The sequence below is a fragment of the Endozoicomonas sp. ALD040 genome, assembly GCF_049275945.1.
Lineage (GTDB): Bacteria > Pseudomonadota > Gammaproteobacteria > Pseudomonadales > Endozoicomonadaceae > Endozoicomonas_A.
Genome location: NZ_CP184829.1, coordinates 6,837,703 through 6,855,154, shown reverse-complemented (window position 1 = coordinate 6,855,154; position 17,452 = coordinate 6,837,703). Strand labels below are relative to the sequence as shown.

Genomic DNA, 17,452 nt, shown 5'->3' with positions numbered 1-17,452 from the left:
AACTATGCTCTTGGACAGTTAATGGAGATAAAAGTTCATCTTGATCCATTCAGTCTGTGAGGTCCCTTATCTTCTGGAGGGCAGCTGATTCCATGATTCGCCAGCAGTCGTTTTTGTCCTTCACTGCACGAAAGGGTTCAAGGAATGTTGATTTTAGGAACAGCTCCCGCCATACAGGCTCTGCTGCACCCATCATTCTCAGGCAGTGTGCTTTTTGCGAAAAAGCGCCTGCACTCGGAGGGTACTTCTCCAATGCTGATTCAACAAGCGCAAGAGCCTTGTTAAGGTTATCGTCTCCTGACTTCGGGCCATCCTTTATTATTTGCCGACAAGCCAGATTGAAATAGTGTAAGGAAGCTGCCAGCAGTTTATTGGCGCTGTCCGGATACAGGGCCATCCTTTCTATAAACACTGATTGTCCAATCGATAAACACAACAGTGCTGATGCACATTCATCCGAACGATACAAGGCGAAGCAACGACTAAGCAGTTTTTCTGCTGACTCATAGTTGCCAGCCTTTTGCCAGGTTCGAGCCAGGGCCAGGTCGAGCTCTTGATTCCCGGAAGGTCTGAACAAGTTGTCCTCACTGTCATTGATGGACTTGCCACTCATACTCAGCAGCAGTCTTTCACTCCGTTCATGATTACCCGTGACTTGCCAGAGTATTGCCAGCGCCAGATCAATAGCATTTCTGCCAGTGGTCTTGCACAGATTCTCCTCACTGTCGGCGGGGCACTTACCACTCATGTTCAGCAGCAGTTTTTCAGCCAGTCCTTGTTTGCCGATCAGCTGCCAGTGTCGCACCAGAGTCAGATCAATATTACAATGCCCACTGGGCTCGCACAGGGTCTCCTCGTCGTCACCGGGATTCATGCCAGTCATGTTTAGCAGCAGTCTTTCAGCTCGTTCATGTTGGCCTGATATCTGCCAGTGTCGCACCAGAGCCATGTCAGTGTAATAATTCCCACAAGGCTTGCACAGGATCTCTTCACTGTTATCGAGACGCTTGCCACTCATCTTCAGCAGCAGCCTTTCAGTCCGTTTATCTTGGCTCATTATCTGCCAGAGTCGTGCCAGAGCCAGATAAAAATCATATTTTCCAGAGGGCTTTAACGGGATATCCTCACCGTTATCAGGGTGCTTGCCAATCAGGTTCAGCAGCAGTCTTTCAGCCCGTTCGTATTGACCCATCAATTCCCAGAGTAGTGCCAGAGCCAGATCAATATCATTTTTTCCAGAGGGCCTGCAGAGGATCTCCTCACTGTCATCGGGGTGCTTGCGAGTCATGCACAGCAGCATGCTTTCAGCCCATTTGTATTTGCCCATTACCTGCCAGTGTCTTGCCAGAGCGAGATTTACGGTATGAAGGTTTCTACGCAGTGCCTTGACAGTGGGAGCTAGTGAGGTCAATTGCAACCGGGACATCAGCTTTGCTCTCAGTTTTATCAGCAGTGTTTCAGCCAGTGTGTGCTTTTCCATAAGCTGCCATAGTCGTTCATTAGCAATATCAGCGTCAAAATTGTCAGAAGGTTCACACAGGGACAGCTCATCGGCATCAGGCTTTTTGTTTCTCAGTCTCGAAAGTCGTTTTTCAGCATCAATATACTGTCCCAGCGCCTCTTCACATCGGCTCAAGGTCAGGTCAAGGTTATGAATGGTCGAGGCCCCGAAGTCATTGAGCGGTGCTTTCGACCTGAGTTCTTCCAGACAAGAGCAGGCCTCTTTCTGTTTTGAGTAGGTTTGCTCTTTTAGAGACCTTGCAAGTCCAATGACTAAGTTCTGGTGCTCGAATGTACTTAAGCTGCTCTCGTTTTTGTCCAGGATGAGCCGGAAAGCTGCTTCTGCATCTATGAATTTTTTATTTGTCAGTGCTTCGAAAGCCTTGTTGATCGCTTCTGTAATGGCATCAGGACAGGAAACATTCGTCCTTTGCTGAAATGTCCGGGAAGCAAAGGTTTCATCTGCAGTGACCCGCCTGCCAGAAATAGTTGGGAGCCTGTTGGAACGATCATCAATACGTTGAACGCGTTCAGCACGTGGAATGAACACTGGAGCTTCAGGGTTAAGGTTAGAGGTATGCTCTGAACCTGTCGCACGATTCTGTGACGGTTGTGATGTCGTATTGCTTGTGGCGCTGGCTGTTGCTGTAAATCCGTAACTCATGGCAATCAAAACTTCCGGGAAAACTAGGCTCTTGGACAGTTAACGGATATTAAAGTTCCTTGTGATCCATTTGCGCTTTGAGCCCCTGCAGCTTCTGAAGAGCAGTAGCTTCGTTTCTTCGCCAAAATTCAGTTTTACGCACATGCCCACGGTTGATGGCGAGGGAAGTGGCTTTTTTGAAGTATTTCTTCCATTCCTCAACGGTGGCACCCATCATTCTGAGACAATGCGCTTTTTGTGAAAGACCGGCCGCACTGGTGGGGTACTTTTCCAGGAGTGATTCCACAGTCTCAAGGGCTTTACTCAGGTTTTTATTTCCTGACTCCGGTTCATCATTTGTTATCTGTCCACAAGCCAGAGTGAAATAATGGATTGAAGTGGCCAGCAATCTACTTTCACCTTCCGGATAGCGGCTAACCAGTTCCATAAATCCCGGTTGCTCGCAAGATGAGACCAGGAGTGTGAGCTGACACTCCTTGGATTGATATAACTCACTGCAATTTTTAATCAGCCTCTCTGCCAGCCAATGTTTGTCAATCATCTCCCAGACGCGAACCAGAGCCAGATCAATGTCATGACGTCCGCAAGGTTTGCAGAGAATGTCCTCACTGGCATCGGGATGCTTGCCACTCACCTTCAGCAGTAGCTTCTCAGCGAGATGATATTTTTTTGTTGTCTGCCAATATCTCACCAGGGCCAGATCGACAGCATCATGGCCAGAGGGTTGGCACAGAATATCCTCACTGGCATCGGGATGCTTGTTACTCATGTTCAGCAGCAGCTTTCCAGCCCGTTCGTGTTGGTCCGACTCCTGCCAGAGTATCACTAGGGACAGGTCAATCTCAGAGTGCCCGGAGGGTTTGCACAGAATTTCCTCAAGGTTATTGGGGTGTCTGCCACACATACTCAACAGCAGCCTTTCGGCCAATCTGTGTTTGCCCCCATGTTCCCAGTGATACGCCAGAGTTATGTCAATTTTGTAATGCCCACAAGCCTGGCAAAGGAGATATTCACTGGCTTTGGGGTCCTTGCCACTCAGGTTCAGTAGCAGTTTTTCAGTCAGATGATGTTTTCCTGTTACCTCCCAATTTCGTGCCTGAGTCAGATCAATATCAAGCTGTCCAGTGGGTCTGCACAGGGCGCTGTCACTGGCATTGGAGGGCTTGTTACTCATGTTCAATAGCAGTTTTTCAGCCAGGTGATTTTTGCCCGACACCACCCAGTGCACAGCCAGAGCCATGTTAATGTCATGATGCCTGCAGGGTTTGCACAGTATGTCCTCGCTTGCATTGAGGGGCTTACCGCTCATGTTCAGAAGCAGCTTTTCAACCAGTTGATATTTGCCCATTTCCTGCCAGACTATTGCCAGAGTCAGATTCACGTTGCGATTTTCACAAGGCTTGCAGAGCACCTCTACGCTGGCACCCGGGTGTTTGCCACTCATGTTCAGCAGCAGACCTTCAGCCTTTTCATAATGGCTTTTCCCCTGCCAGAGTCGCACCAGAGCAATTTTTACGATATGGAGGTATTTATCCAGTCTTTCGGTAGTTTCAGTGGAAGTTACAGTGGATTGTCTCAACTTCAGCTCAGTTATCAGCTGTTTTTCCATGTTCAGCAGGAGTGTTTCAGCCAGTGTGTGTTTTTTCATAAGCTGCCATAGTCGTGTACTGGCGATGTCAGCGTTAAAATTGTCAGAAGGCTTGCACAGGGTCTCCTCATCGGCATCCGGCTTGATGTTTCTCAATGCTGTAAGTCGTGCATCAGCATCAGCGTAATGTCGAAGTGCCTGTTCACAGAGACTCAGGGTCAGATCAAGATCAGGAATGGTCGAAGCCCCGTGCGCAGTGAACCTTCCCTTCAACCTGAGCTCTTTCAGAAGAGAGCAGGCTTCTTTCTGTTTTTCGTGGGTTTGCTCTTTGAGCGACCTTGCAAGTCCTATCGTCAGGTTTTTCCATTCGCGATCACTCAGTTTATTCTTGTCTTCCTTCAAGATGGTCCGAAATGCTTCTTCTGCATTGCTGAATTTTTGTTTGCTCAGCTCTTTAAAGGCGTCATTGATTTTTGCTCTTTTAACACTCTTGGGTGGTGTCGCACTATCGCTTTGCTGAAACGTTTGTAGTGAAGGGTTTTGGCTTGCCTTTGTTTGCCGGTCCCTGATATTTGATCTGTCAGGATATTGGTGACCACGTTGAGCATGCGGACAACGCGGAATAAACGTTGGAACGTTCGTGCGTGCGGAAGATTGGCTCTTTTCGGTCGCATCCCGATCTGAACCTGACGCACGATACCCTGGCGGTTGTATTGTCGAACTGTCCGTGGTGCCGGTGGTTGCTGTTAATCCGTAGCTCATAAGTCACACAACATACTTGTAAAGTTATGCCTTTGGACAGCAAACGAACAAAAAAGTTCATGCTTACCCAGGTACCTGATCAGGTAATTTTTTAGTGAGACCCCTTAACTTCTGAAGAGCAGTGGCTTCGTTGCCTCGCCAAAAATCAGTTTTACTCCTGTAGGCCCGTCCGGGGTCAAGGGATTCTGCTCTGTTAAACCATTCCCTCCATTCTTGCTCACTTCTACCCAGCATTCTGAGACAATGCCCTTTTTGTGAATAAGCTCCCGAATTGACAGGGTATTTTTCCAGTGCCGATTCAACAATCTCAAGCGCCTTCATAAGGTGATCGCTGCCTGCCTTTGGGTCATCATTTGTTATATGCTTACAAGCCAGACTGAAATAATGGATTGAGGTAACCAGCAAGGTATTGGCACTTTCCGGATAGCGGCTGATCATTTCCAGAAATCCCGCTTTCCCGGCAGACAAGCCCAACAGGGTTAATTGACATTCATCCGAATGATATAACTCACAGCAACGCCTGGATAGTCTTTCAGCCTCTTCAAATTTGCCCATAACGGTCCATAGTCTTATCAAAGCCAGGTCAATCTGTTGATTCCCGGAAGGCTTGAACAGGCTGTCTTCATCGGCATTGAGGTGCTTGCCACTCATGTTCAGCAGCAGACTTTCAGACAGTTCAAATTTGTTCATATTCTGCCAGAGTCGTGCCCGGGTCAGGTCAATGTTATGATGCCCGAATGGCTTGCACAACTCTTTCGCAATAGCTCCAGGGGGCTTGCCAATCATCTTCAGCATCAGCTGTTCAGACCATTGATATTTGCCCATCATTTGCCAGAGTCTCACCCGAGCCAGGTCAATTTCCAGGTTCCCACAGGGGCTGCACAGGCTGTCTATACTGGCACCGGGATGCTTGCCAGTCATGTTCAGCAGGAGTTTTTCAGCGAGTGTATATTTGCCAACAACCTCCCAATATCGCACCAGAGTCAGATCAATCTCATGGTGCCAGCAAGGCTTGCAAAGTTCTTCCTCGCTGGCATCAAGATGCTTGCCACTCATTTTCAGCAGCAGCTTTTCAGCCAATTGATTGTTGCCTACCTGCTCCCAATACCGCATCAGAGCCAGGTCAGTCAGATAATTCCCACAGGGGGTGCAAAGGGTCTCCTCGTTGGCATCAGGGGGCTTGTTACTCATGTTCAGCAGCAGTTTTTCAGTTCGTTTATGTTTGCCGACAGTCTGCCAAAGTCGCGCCAGGGTCAGATCAAGGTCGAACTGCCCAGAGGGTTTACACAGTTCTTCTTCACTGTTATTGGGGTTCTTGCCACTCACGTTCAGCAACAGCTCTTCAGCCAATTTATATTGGCCCGTCTGCTCCCACTGTCGCACCAAAACAATATTTACGGTACGGAGTTTTTGATGCAGTTTTTCAACAGCTGCAGCGGATTGCTTCTGCTGCAGCTTTTCAGTCAGCCTTGTTTTCATATTTAGCAGGAGTGTTTCAGTCAGCGTGTGTTTTTCCACAAACTGCCAAACTCGTGTAATAGTCATATCAGCGTCAAAATCGTCAGAAGGCTCGCACAGTGCTTTCACATCGGCATCGGGCTTTTTGTTTCTCATTCTTAAAAGTCGTGTTTCTGCATCAAGGTATCGTCCCAGTGCCAGTTCACTTCGGCTCAGGGTCAGGTCAAGGTTATGAATGATCGAGGCCCCGAACTCATTGAGCGGTGCCTTCGATCTGAGCTCTTTCAGAAGGGAACATGCTTCCTCCTGTTTAGCCCGGGTTTGTTCATTCAGAGACCTGGCAAGCCCTATGTGCATCTTTTGGTAGTCGTATTGGCTCAGTACGTCCTGGTCTATGCATAAGATGGATTGAAATGCCACTTCTGCACTTCTGAATTTTTGTGTTTTCAGTGCATCGTAAGCGTCATTTATCCTTTTTACCGTATCATCAGGGTATGTTGGTTTCTCTCTCCATCGATGAAACTTCTGAAGTACATCGGTTTTGCGTTCAGTGGCTTGTCGGTCTCTGATATTTGAGGGGGTGTTCCATTGATCAGCACCCTGATTACGAGGAACAAACGGAGCGGCTTCCGGGTTTAAGGTAAATCGACGTTCTGTTGTTACAGAATCTGCATTCTGTGGTGGTTGCGGTGTCGCACTGGTCGCAGGGTTGGTGATTGGAGGTAGTCCGTAACTCATAGCAATCTAAAATGATTGGAAACTTATGCTCTTGGACGGCAAACGGGTCTGAAAGTTCACTGATATCTATCTGACCTGTGAGGCCAGCACCTTTTGAAGAGCGGTAGATTCGTTGCTTCGCCAAAAATGACTTTTAACCTTATATACCCGAGCGGGGTCAATAGCTTCTGCTCTGCCAAAGCATTCTAGCCATTCTTGCTCACTTCTGCCCTGCATTCTGAGACAATGCGCTTTTTGCGAATAAGCTGCCGCATTGGAAGGGTACTTTTCCAGTAACGATTCAAGAATCTCAAGCGACTTATTAAGGTTATCGTTTCCTGCCTCCGGACCTTCTTTTATTATCTGCTCACAAGCCAGTTTGAAATAGTGGATTGAGGTAGCCAGCAGGGTGTTGGCACTTTCCGGATAGTGACTAATCATTTCCATAAATTCGGGCCACCCGGAAGATAGGGTTAAGAGCATATACTCACATTCATTCGTCTGATACAAATCACGGCAACGCCTGAGCAGCCTTTGAGCCCATTTATTTCTGCCTATCATTTCCCAGGAGCATACCAGAGCCAGATCAATGTCATGATGACCACAGGGTCTGCACAGGCTTTCCTCACTGTCATTGAGAGATTTGTTACAAATATTCAGCAACAGTCTTTCAGTTTGTTCAGGTTTACCCATCACCTGCCAGAGTCGCGCCCGAGCCATGTCAATATCATAATTTCCACTGGGCCCATACAGGATCTCCTCAATGTCACTGGGGTGCGTGCCAATCATGTTCAACAGCAGTTTTTCAGCTCGTTTATATTTGCCTGTATTCTGCCAGTGTCGTACCAGACTCAGATCAATGACATGCCGCCAGCAGGGCACGCACAGGATCTCTTCTCTGGCATCGGGATGCTTGCCACTCATGTTCAGCAGCAGTTTTTCAGCCAATTTATTTTTGCCGATCTGCTCCCAATATCGCACCAGAGCCAGGTCTGTTTGACCATTCCCACAAGGCTTGCAAAGGGTCTCCCTGTTGGCACCTGGATGCTTGCCACTCATGTTCAACAGCAGTCTTTCAGCTCGTTTATGTCTGCCAATTATCTGCCAGAGCCGTGCCAGAGTCAGATCAAGGTCATGATCTCCACACGACCCGCAGAGGGTCTCCTCGTTGTCATTGGGGTTCTTGCCACTTATATTCAGCAACAGTTTTTCGGCCAGCTCATTTTTGTCCATCGTTTCCCAGATTCGCACCAGAGCCAGATCAATGCTTCGCTGGCCAGTGGGTTTGCACAGAATCTCCTCAGGGTCATCGGGACGCTTGTGACTTGTTTTCAGTAGCAGCTCTTCAGACTGGTGATGTTTGTCCATCAACTGCCAGATTCGTCCCAGAGCCACATTGACGGTATCGAGGTATTTACGCAGTTTTGATGTATCAGGAATGTATGGTTTTGACTGCAGCTCGTTAATCAGCTCTGCTTGTATGTTCATCAGGAGTGCTTCAGCCAGCCTGTGTTTGCCCATAGACTGCCATAGTCGGGCATTAGTAATGTCTGCAGCATAATGGCGAGAAGGTTTGCACAGGACCTCCTCATTGGCATTGCACCTTTTCTCTCTCAGTCTCAAAAGTCGTAGTTCGGCGTCAAAGTGCCTTCCAAGTGCCTCTTCACAGAGGCTCAGGGTCAGATCAAGGTGATAAGTGGTCGAAGCCCCGAAGCTGGTGAATGTTCCATCTAACCTCAGTTCTTCCAGAATAGAGCAGGCTTCTATCTGTTTTTCGAAGGTTTGCTCTTTTAGCGATCTTGCAAGACCGATGGTTATGTTTTGCTTATCGAATGAACTCAGTATGCCCTGGTTTTTGTGTAAGATGATCCGGAATGCTTTTTCTGCCTCTGTGAAATTTTTGTTATTGAGTATTGCGAAAGCATCACTGACCTCTTCCTCAATAGCTTCAGGAGATGAGCTCTTAGTGCCCGGGTGAAAGGTCCGGGGAGTAACCCCCTGGTATTCAGAGGCCTGACGGTCTGAAAGAGTTGAGAGTATGTTCGAACGTTCTTGTACACCTTGATGAAGTCGCCTGCCTGGAATAAACGTTGGCGCTTCCGGATTTAAGGTAAGCCTGCGCCCTGTTGCTGCAGCCGCATCTGAACCTGACGCACCATACTGTGACCGTTGCGATGCCAAAGTGGTCGTTGAGTTCGAACTTGTGGTAGCACTGGTTGTTGGTAATCCGTAACTCATAGCCATTTAAACTCTCTGGAAAACATTACCCCGTCTGCCTGAAGGTGACACCTTCAGGCAGACGGGGTAGTCGTTGGACAGTCAATGGACAAAAAAGTTCATGGCTATCTACTTAACCTGTGAGGCCAGTAACTTTTGCAGAGCAGTGGTTTCGTTGCTTCGCCAAAAATCAGTTTTAACCTTATATGCCCGGCCGGGGTCGATCATTTCTGCTCTGTTAAACCATTCCCTCCATTCTTGCTCACTGCTTCCCAGCATTCTGAGACAATGCGCTTTTTGTGAATAAGCTCCCGCATTGAAAGGGTATTTTTCCAGTGCCGATTCAATAATCTCAAGTGCCTTCATCAGGTTATCGTTTCCTGACTTCGGACCTTTTTCTGCTATCTGTTCACACGCCAGGCTGAAATAATGGATCGAGGTAACCAGCAAGGTATTGGCACTTTCCGGATAGTTGCTAATCATTTCCATAAATCCTGCCTGCCCTGCAGATAAAGCTAACAGCGTATATTCACATTCATTCGTTTGATACATATCACGGCAACGCCTGAGCAGTATTTCAGCCCATTTATGTTTGCCTGTCTTTGCCCAGACACATACCAGAGCCAGATCAATGTCATGATGACCAGTGGGCTTGCAGAGGCTTTCTTCACTGACATTGAGGGACTTGCTACTCATGTTTAGCAATAGCCTTTCAGTCCGTTCAGGTTTATCCATGATCTGCCAGAGTCGCGCCCGAGTCAGGTCAAGATCATTATGTCCACTGGGCTCACACAGGATCTCTTCAGTGTTATTGGGTTGCATGCCAATCATGTTCAACAACAGTCTTTCACTCAGGTGATATTTGCCCACAACCTCCCAAAATCGCACCAGAGTCAGATCAATGACATAATTCCAGCAGGGCTTGCACAGAATCTCTTCACTGGCAACGGGATGCTTCCCACTCATGTTCAACAGCAGCTTTTCAGCTAATTTATATTTGCCCGTCAGCTCCCAATGTCGAACCAGAGCCAGGTCAATTTCATGATTCCCAGTGAGCTTGCACAGTTCATCCTCGCTGGCACAAGAGTGCTTTTTACTCATGTTTAGCAGCAGCTTTTCAGCTCTTTGATGTTTGTATAACTTCTGCCAGAGTCGCACCAGAATGAGATCAGTGTCATGATGCCCAGAGGGCTTACACAGGACCTCCTCATCGTCATTGAGGTGCTTACAACTCATGTTTAACAGCAGTTTTTCAGCCAGCTTATTTTTGTCTGTCTGTTCCCAGGTTCGCACCAGAGCCAAGTCAATGCCTTGATGGCCAGTGGGCCTGCACAGAATCTCCTCACTGTCATCGGGATGCTTGCGACTCATGCTCAGCAGCAGTCTCTCAGCCCGTTCACGCTTGTCAAAATCCAGCCAGATAATAACCAGAGCCAGGTCAATGTCTTTACGATCGGAGTGCTTGCAGAGCTTGTCCTCATTGTCATCGGAGCGCTTGCCAATCATTTCGAGAAGAAGCTCTTCAGATTGTTGTTGCTTGTTCATCAACGGCCAGATCCTTCCCAGAGCCAAATTGACGGTATCAAGGTATTTACGCAATCTTGCTGCTTTAGGCGCGTATAGTGTTTTCTGCAGCTCGTTAATCAGCTCTGTCTTTATGTTCAGTAAGAGTGTTTCAGCCAGCGTGTGTTTGCCCATAGACTGCCAGAGTCGGGCATTGGAAATATCTGCGGCATAGTAGCGAGAAGACTTGCACAGCTGGTTCTCATCGGCATTGCGATTTTTTCTTCTCAGTCTCAAAAGTCGTCTTTCGGCTGCAAAGTTCCTTCCAAGTGCCTCTTCACAGCGGCTCAGGGCCAGATCAAGGTTATGAATGGTTGAAGCCCCGAACCTGGTGAATCTTCCATCTAGCCGGAGTTCTTCCAGAATAGAGCAGGCTTCTTTCCGTTTTTCGAAGGTTTGCTCTTTTAACGATTTTGCAAGACCTATGGTTATGTCCTGCTTCTCGGATGAACTCAGTAGGCCCTGGTATTTGTGTAAGATGAGTCGGAATGCTTTTTCTGCCTCTATGAAATCTTTATTATTGAATATTGCGTAAGCCTCATTGATATTTTTCTCAATAGCTTTAGAAGAGGGTCTTTTCGCCACTGGTTGAAACGTCCGGGGAGTACGCCCCCGGTATGCAGTTGCTTGCCGGCCTGAAATATTTGAGGATCTGTTCGACGGTTGATGAACATCTTTTAGAAGTTGGGCTCGCGGAGCAAGAGATTTAGCTTCCCGGTCTGAGGTAGATGGTTGTTTTTTTACCGCATCAGCATATGAACCTGACGCACAATACTGAGACGGTTGCGATGTCACAGTGCCCGGACTGGTCGTGGTGCCCGAACTCGCGGCAGCACTGGTTGTTGTTGGTAATCCGTAACTCATAGCCATTGAAACTCTCTGGAAAATGGGTACCCCGTTTGCCTGAATGTGTTGCCTGTAGACAGAAGAGGTAGTTTTTGGACAGTCAACGGACAAAAAAGTTCAGGGTTATCTATTTAACCTGTGAGGCCTGCACCTTTTGAAGAGCGGTGGTTTCGTTGCTTCGCCAAAAATCAGTTTTACCCCTGTGTGCCCGTCCGGGGTTAAAAAAAATAAGACACCCATTAAATAAATAAAAAAAAAATAAGACACCCATTAAATAAATAAGACATTTAAAAACTGTATTCCCAAAAAAGGATCTGAAAAAAAAGAAAATAAGACACCCATTCAATAAATAAGATATTTAAAAACTGTATTCCCAAAAAAGGATCTGAAAACCTATCTTCGAATAGCCTATCAGCGAGCCACACAGGAGCATCCCACGAACAGAGGCTGCTCAGGCCATGATTCAGACAACACAAACTTATTCCGACTTAAAGTCGAGGAAGGATAAAGAGAAAGTGTTTAATTCCTTAACTGACTTCTACGCTAACCTGTCAGGTACAAACGACTGCAGGCGTTTAACCCTCGAAGCCACTTCTGTCCAACTTCAAGTGCAAAGGCCTTCATCGCTTCCAGACGGCCAACTGCCCGATAAAAACGATTATTCCATTGCATGGTTTTCAGCCACTCATCCGGATCAATGTCCAATCTTTCAAGAATAGGAGGGGTACACGACGGGATGGAACCTTTCTTATCTGTTCTGACAATGCGGCCACTCCAGTCAACCAGTTCCAGATAGTCGTGAAGAAGGTAGGGAAGGGCAACGTCCGTATTCTGGCCCTGCGAACAAAAAGGTTTCAGGGTCAGCGGCTGTTTTTTAGTCTCAGAATGTGTAACCTGCTCCACGCGTTCCTGAATCGACGTGTAGTCTAATGCTTCCGGTGTTTCTACCTTACCAGCCCGAATCGGATTCAAGTCAACGTAGGTCATGCAGGTCAGTAACGCTGCTTCGTCCAGCAATGCCTGGCTTTTAAAGCGTCCTTCCCAGAAGCGTCCTTTACACTCGTCTTCTTTGTTGGCCTCACGAGCAAGGTATTCATTCAGACATCGCATAAACCAGCTGATATCTGTTAAACGACGCCGGTATTCCTCAGCATATTCATCAATACGGGCCAATTCAGCGCTGCCCAGTTTGTCAGCGGCCAGGTGCCTTTGCACCAGAAGCGGGCCTGCGAACAAGGTCGTCCAACGATGAAGCACTTCATTCCGTGACCAGCCTCTGGCAGATGACTGATTGATGTGCAAAACCACATGATAATGATTCGACATGACAGCGTAAGCGCAGACTTCGATAGCAAAGACTGAAACCAGTTCCCGAAGTTTATCCACCACCCACTGGCGGCGATGCTCGTAACTCTTGCCAGTCAGGTGGTTCTCTCCACAGAGGTAAGCCTGACGAACACATCTTGCCATGCAGTGGTAATAAGGCGTTGAGCCGGGATCAATCAGGGTACTGCGAGCTTGGGCCATGAACTCACCTGTCTGGACAAAAAATCAGTTGTAGGTGAAAAGTAGACCAGGTGGATGGTAAAGCAAATTTATGGGTGTCTTTTTTTCTTTTCTTTTTTTAAACTTTGAGACTGCGCAACTTCAGCAGAGCGGTGGCTTCGTTGTTTCGCCACAAATCAGTTTTCTCTTTATAAAGCCGACCGGGGTCAAGGGATGCTGCTTTTTCAAACCATTCCCTCCATTCTTGCTCACCTCTGCCCAGCATCCTGAGACAATGCGCTTTTTGCGAATAAGCTCCCGTGTATAGAGGGTACTTTTTCAGTATTGACTCAACAATCTCAAGCGCCTTTTCAAGGCTATCCTTTCCTGACTCCGGGTCGTCATTTGTTATCTGCTTACAAGCCAGGTTGAAATAGTGGATCGAGGTGACCAGCAAGGTATTGGCAGTTTCTGGATAGTTGCCAATCATTTCCATAAATCCTGCTTGCCCCGCAGAAAAACATAACAGCGTATATTCACATTCGTTCGTATGATACAAGTCACAGCAACGCCTGAGCAGCCTTCCAGCCCATTCATGTTTGCCCATCATCTCCCAGAGTCGTACCAGAGCCAGGTCAATGTCATGTTGGCCAAAGGGTATGCAAAGGCTTTCTTCACTGTCATTGGCGGACTTGCCACTCATGTTCAGTAGCAGTTTTTCAGCCAGCTCATGTTTTTCCAGTTTTTCCCAGAGTAGCACCAGAGCCAGGTCAATGTCGTTATGGCCACAGGCCCTGCATAGTTCTTGTTCACTGGCACAGGAGGACTTGCCACTCATGTTCAACAGCAGTTTTTCAGACCATTTATATTTGCCCATGACATCCCATTGTCGCACCAGGGTCAGATCAATGACATTTTTCCAGCAAGGCTGAAACAGAATCTCTTCACTGGCACCGGGTTGCTTGCCACTCATGTTCAGCAGTAGTCTTTCAGCCCGTTCATGTTTGCCCATTATCTGCCATAGTCGTGCCAGAGCCAGATCAATGTCATGATGACCAGAGGGTTTGCACAGGCTTTCCTCACTGTCATTGAGGGGCTTGGCACTCATGTTCAGCAGCAGTCTTTCAGCTCGTTCAGTTTTATCCATATCCTGCCAGATTTTCGCCCGAGCCAAGTCAATATCATGATGTCCGCTGGGCTCACACAGGATGTCCTCATCGTCATCGGGGTGCTTGTGAATCATGTTCAACAGCAGTCTTTCACTCAGGCTATGTTTGCCATTTGCCGCCCAATGTCGCACCAGTGTCAGGTCAATTTTAGGCTGCCAGCAGGGCTTGCAGAGAATCTCTTCACTGGCATCGGGATGTTTGCCACTCATTTTCAGCAGCAGCTTTTCAGCCAATTTATTTTTGCCTGTCAGTTCCCAATGCCTTACCAGAGTCAGATCAATGTCATGCTTACGGCAGGGTTTGCACAGTTCTTCCTCGCTGGCACCGGGGCGCTTACCACTCATGTTCAGCAGCAGCTTTTCAGCACGGTTATTTTTGCCTTTTATCTGCCACAGTCGTACGAGGGTCAGGTCAGTGTCAAGATGCCCACAGGGCTTGCACAGAGCCTCCTCACTGTCATTGGGATGCTTGCGACTCATGATCAGCAGCAGTTTTTCAGCCGATTCATGTTTATTCATCACTTCCCAGAGTCGCACCAGCGCCATATTTACGCTGTCGAGGTATTTCTGCAGCTTTGGTGCAATTGCAGCGGAGGGTTCTGACTGCAGCCTTTCGATCAGATCTGCTTTGACGTTCAGCAGGAGCCTTTCAGCCTGAGTGTTTTTGCCCATAGACTGCCACAGTCGGGCATTATTAATATCTGCGGGATAATAGCGAGAAGACTTGCACAAGGCTCTCTCATCGGCATTGGGACTTACTCTTCTCAGTTTCAAAAGTCGTGTTTCAGCCTCAAGTTGCTTTCCGAGGGCCTCTTCGCAAAGACTCAGGGTCAGGTCAAGGTTACAAATGGTCGAAGCCCCAAACCAGCTGAGTTTACCTTCCAACCTGAGTTCTTCCAGAAGAGAGCAGGCTTCTATCTGTTTTTCGCGGGTTTGCTCTTTTAGTGATCTTGCAAGCCCTACGGTTGTGTTCTCCTTTTCGAACGTAGTCAGTTCGCCCCAATTGTCGGTTAAGATGATCCGGAATGCTTTTTCTGCACCTATGAAATTTTGATTATTGAGTATTGCGTAAGCACTATCGATCTCTTTTGCAATCAGTTGTGAAGAGGCTTCCCTGACAGCTGGTTGAAACGGACGGGAAGTAGACTTCCGGTTTGCAGTTACTTGTCGTTCTGAAATATTTGCAGCCCTGTTCGAACGTTTGTGAACACCATGATGATGCGGAGCACTTGGAATAAACGTTCGAGTTCTCCTGTTAAAGGTAAATCCAGTCTCTGTTGTCGCAGGGGTATCAGTACCTGACGCACAATCCTGTTTCGGTTGTGATGCCGTAGTGGTCGAGGTGCCCGAACTTGCGGCGGCACTGGTTGTTGTTAATCCGTAATTCATAGCCATTTAAACTCTCTGGAAAGCGGTACACCTGTCTGAATGTAACAAGTTCAGGCAGTGGGGTAATGGTTGGACAATCAATGGACATAAAAGTTCACGCTCATGTCTGAACCAGTACCTTTTGAAGAGCCGCGTATTCGTTGCTTCGCCAGGCGTCCGTTTTACCCTTATATTTGCGGGCGGAGTCAAGGGCATTGGCTTTTTGGAAGTATTCCCCCCATTCTTGCTCATTTTTCCCCATCATTCTGAGACAGTGCGCTTTTTGTGAATAAGCTCCAGCAGTCGGGGGGTACCTCTCAAGTGTTAATTCCACATGCTCAAGCGCCTTAATGAGGTTTTCCTCTCCTGACTTGGGACTGGCTTCTGATATCTCCTTACACGCCAGTGCAAAATAATGGATTGAGATAACCAACAACTGATTGGCACTTTCCGGATACCTGTTAATCACCTCCATAAAGCTTGCTTTCCCGACAGATAAGGACAAATGTGATAATTCACATTCATCGGAATGGTATAAGTCACAGCAACGCTCAATCAGTTTTTCAGCCTGTTTATCTTTGTCGATCATCTGCCAGAGGCGTACCAGAGCCAGGTCAATATCATGATTCCCGCAAGGCATGCACAGACTGTCCTCACTGTCGTTGAGGTGCTTGTTGCTCATGTTCAGCAGCAGCCCTTCAGTTAGATGATGTTTGTTCTCTATCTCCCAATGCAGCGCCAGAACCAGGTCAATGTCATGGTTTCCACAGGGCCTGCAAAGTTCTTCTATAGCGGCATCGGGGCGCTTGTTACTCATGCTCAACAGCAGTTTTTCGGCCCGTTGATATTGGCCCATTAGCTCCCAGAGTCGTGCAAGAGCCAGATCAATCTCATGTTTTCCAGAGGGCTTGCACAGGATCTCCTCAGTGTCATCGGGGTGCTTGTAAATGACATTGAGCAAGAGTTTTTCACTCAGTTGATGTTTGCCTGTCTCCTGCCAGAGAAGCGCCAGAGCCAGATTGAATTCGGGGTGCACAGAGGGTGTACAGAGGCTCTCGATACCGTCTTTGGAGTCTTTGCCACTCATGTTGAGCAGCAGTTTTTCAGCCCATTCATATTTACCCATCACCTGCCAGTGTCGTACCAGGTCTATGTCATGATGCCCAGAGGGTTTGCAAAGGGTCTCGATACTTTCATCGAGGTGCTTGCCACCCATGTTCAGCAACAGATCTTCAGCCCGATCATATTGGCACTGCTCTTGCCAGTGCCGTACCAGGGTTATATTTACGCTATCGAGGTAATTATGCAGTTTTTCTACTATGGCAGCGTGTGGATTCGACTGCAGCTTATTAATCAGTCCTGCTTTCATGCCCAACAGTAGTTTTTCTGCCAGCTGGTATTTTCTCATATGCTCCCATAGTCGTGCATTAGCGATATCAGCGTCAAAATAGCCAGAGTGCTGGCAAAGTGTCTCCTCGTTTGCATCGGGCTCTTTGTTTCTCAACCTTAAAAGTCGTGCTTGCGCATCATGGAACCGTCCAAGTGCCTGTTCGCAGAGGCTCATGGTCAGATCAAGGTTACGAATGGTTGAAGCTCCAGACTCGGTGAACGTACCATTCACCCTGAGTTCTTCCAGACGAGTAAGGGCTTCTTTCTTCTTTTCCGAGGTTTGTTCTTTCAGCGATCTTGCAAGCCCTATGACGGTTCTCTGGTGGTCGAATTCATTCAATGGTTCATCTTGCAAGATGGTCTGGAATGCTGCTTCTGCATTTATGTAATCTTGTTTTTTTAATAGTTTGAAAGCGCTATTGATCCTTTTAGCCGTTTCAGGACAGGATTTATTCACCCTTTGGTGGAACGTCCCGGGAGACGGCCTCTGGTATGCCTTTGCTCGCCGGTCCAGGATATTTGAGGGTGCGCCCGGATCTTCCTGAACAGGTTGCATCCGTGGAACAAACGCTGGCGCTTTCGGGTTTAATTTAAACGGAGGCTTTGTTGTTTCAGTGGTGGCATTTGAACTTGAGGCACAATATTGCAGCGGTTGAGGTGTGGCAACGGTTGCGGTGCACGAACGGGTCGCGAAACTGGTTGTTGTTGGTAATCCGTAATTCATAGC

Annotated in this window: 8 protein-coding genes; all 8 read right to left on the bottom strand. The window is 47.7% G+C overall.

Annotated features, from left to right (window positions below):
* Positions 1-49 precede the first annotated feature (49 nt).
* The 8 genes from ACOJUN_RS25280 to ACOJUN_RS25245 all read right to left on the bottom strand — a co-directional run bounded on the left by ACOJUN_RS25280 (position 50) and on the right by ACOJUN_RS25245 (position 17,449).
* Positions 50-2,164 (bottom strand): hypothetical protein, encoded by a 2,115-nt coding sequence (locus ACOJUN_RS25280; protein WP_422134595.1) that lies wholly within the window; start codon positions 2,162-2,164, stop codon positions 50-52.
* A 49-nt stretch (positions 2,165-2,213) separates the two neighbouring features.
* Positions 2,214-4,514 carry a hypothetical protein gene (locus ACOJUN_RS25275; RefSeq protein ID WP_422134594.1) on the bottom strand — a complete coding sequence of 767 codons (2,301 nt, stop codon included), beginning with the start codon at positions 4,512-4,514 and terminating at the stop codon, positions 2,214-2,216.
* A 63-nt stretch (positions 4,515-4,577) separates the two neighbouring features.
* Complete coding sequence (locus ACOJUN_RS25270; protein ID WP_422134593.1) at positions 4,578-6,710, bottom strand: tetratricopeptide repeat protein; 2,133 nt, start codon at positions 6,708-6,710, stop codon at positions 4,578-4,580.
* 66 nt (positions 6,711-6,776) lie between these two features.
* Complete coding sequence (locus ACOJUN_RS25265) at positions 6,777-8,927, bottom strand: tetratricopeptide repeat protein (RefSeq protein WP_422134592.1); 2,151 nt, start codon at positions 8,925-8,927, stop codon at positions 6,777-6,779.
* A 108-nt stretch (positions 8,928-9,035) separates the two neighbouring features.
* Complete coding sequence (locus ACOJUN_RS25260) at positions 9,036-11,333, bottom strand: hypothetical protein (protein WP_422134591.1); 2,298 nt, start codon at positions 11,331-11,333, stop codon at positions 9,036-9,038.
* A gap of 525 nt (positions 11,334-11,858) precedes the next feature.
* On the bottom strand, positions 11,859-12,842 hold the full coding sequence (locus ACOJUN_RS25255; protein WP_422134590.1) for a transposase: 984 nt from the start codon (positions 12,840-12,842) through the stop codon (positions 11,859-11,861).
* A gap of 97 nt (positions 12,843-12,939) precedes the next feature.
* The gene (locus tag ACOJUN_RS25250) at positions 12,940-15,363 is read right to left on the bottom strand and encodes a hypothetical protein (protein WP_422134589.1); all 2,424 of its coding nucleotides are present in this window, start codon (positions 15,361-15,363) and stop codon (positions 12,940-12,942) included.
* A 94-nt stretch (positions 15,364-15,457) separates the two neighbouring features.
* Positions 15,458-17,449, bottom strand: coding sequence for a hypothetical protein (locus ACOJUN_RS25245; RefSeq protein ID WP_422134588.1), 1,992 nt, complete (start codon positions 17,447-17,449; stop codon positions 15,458-15,460).
* Positions 17,450-17,452 lie beyond the last annotated feature (3 nt).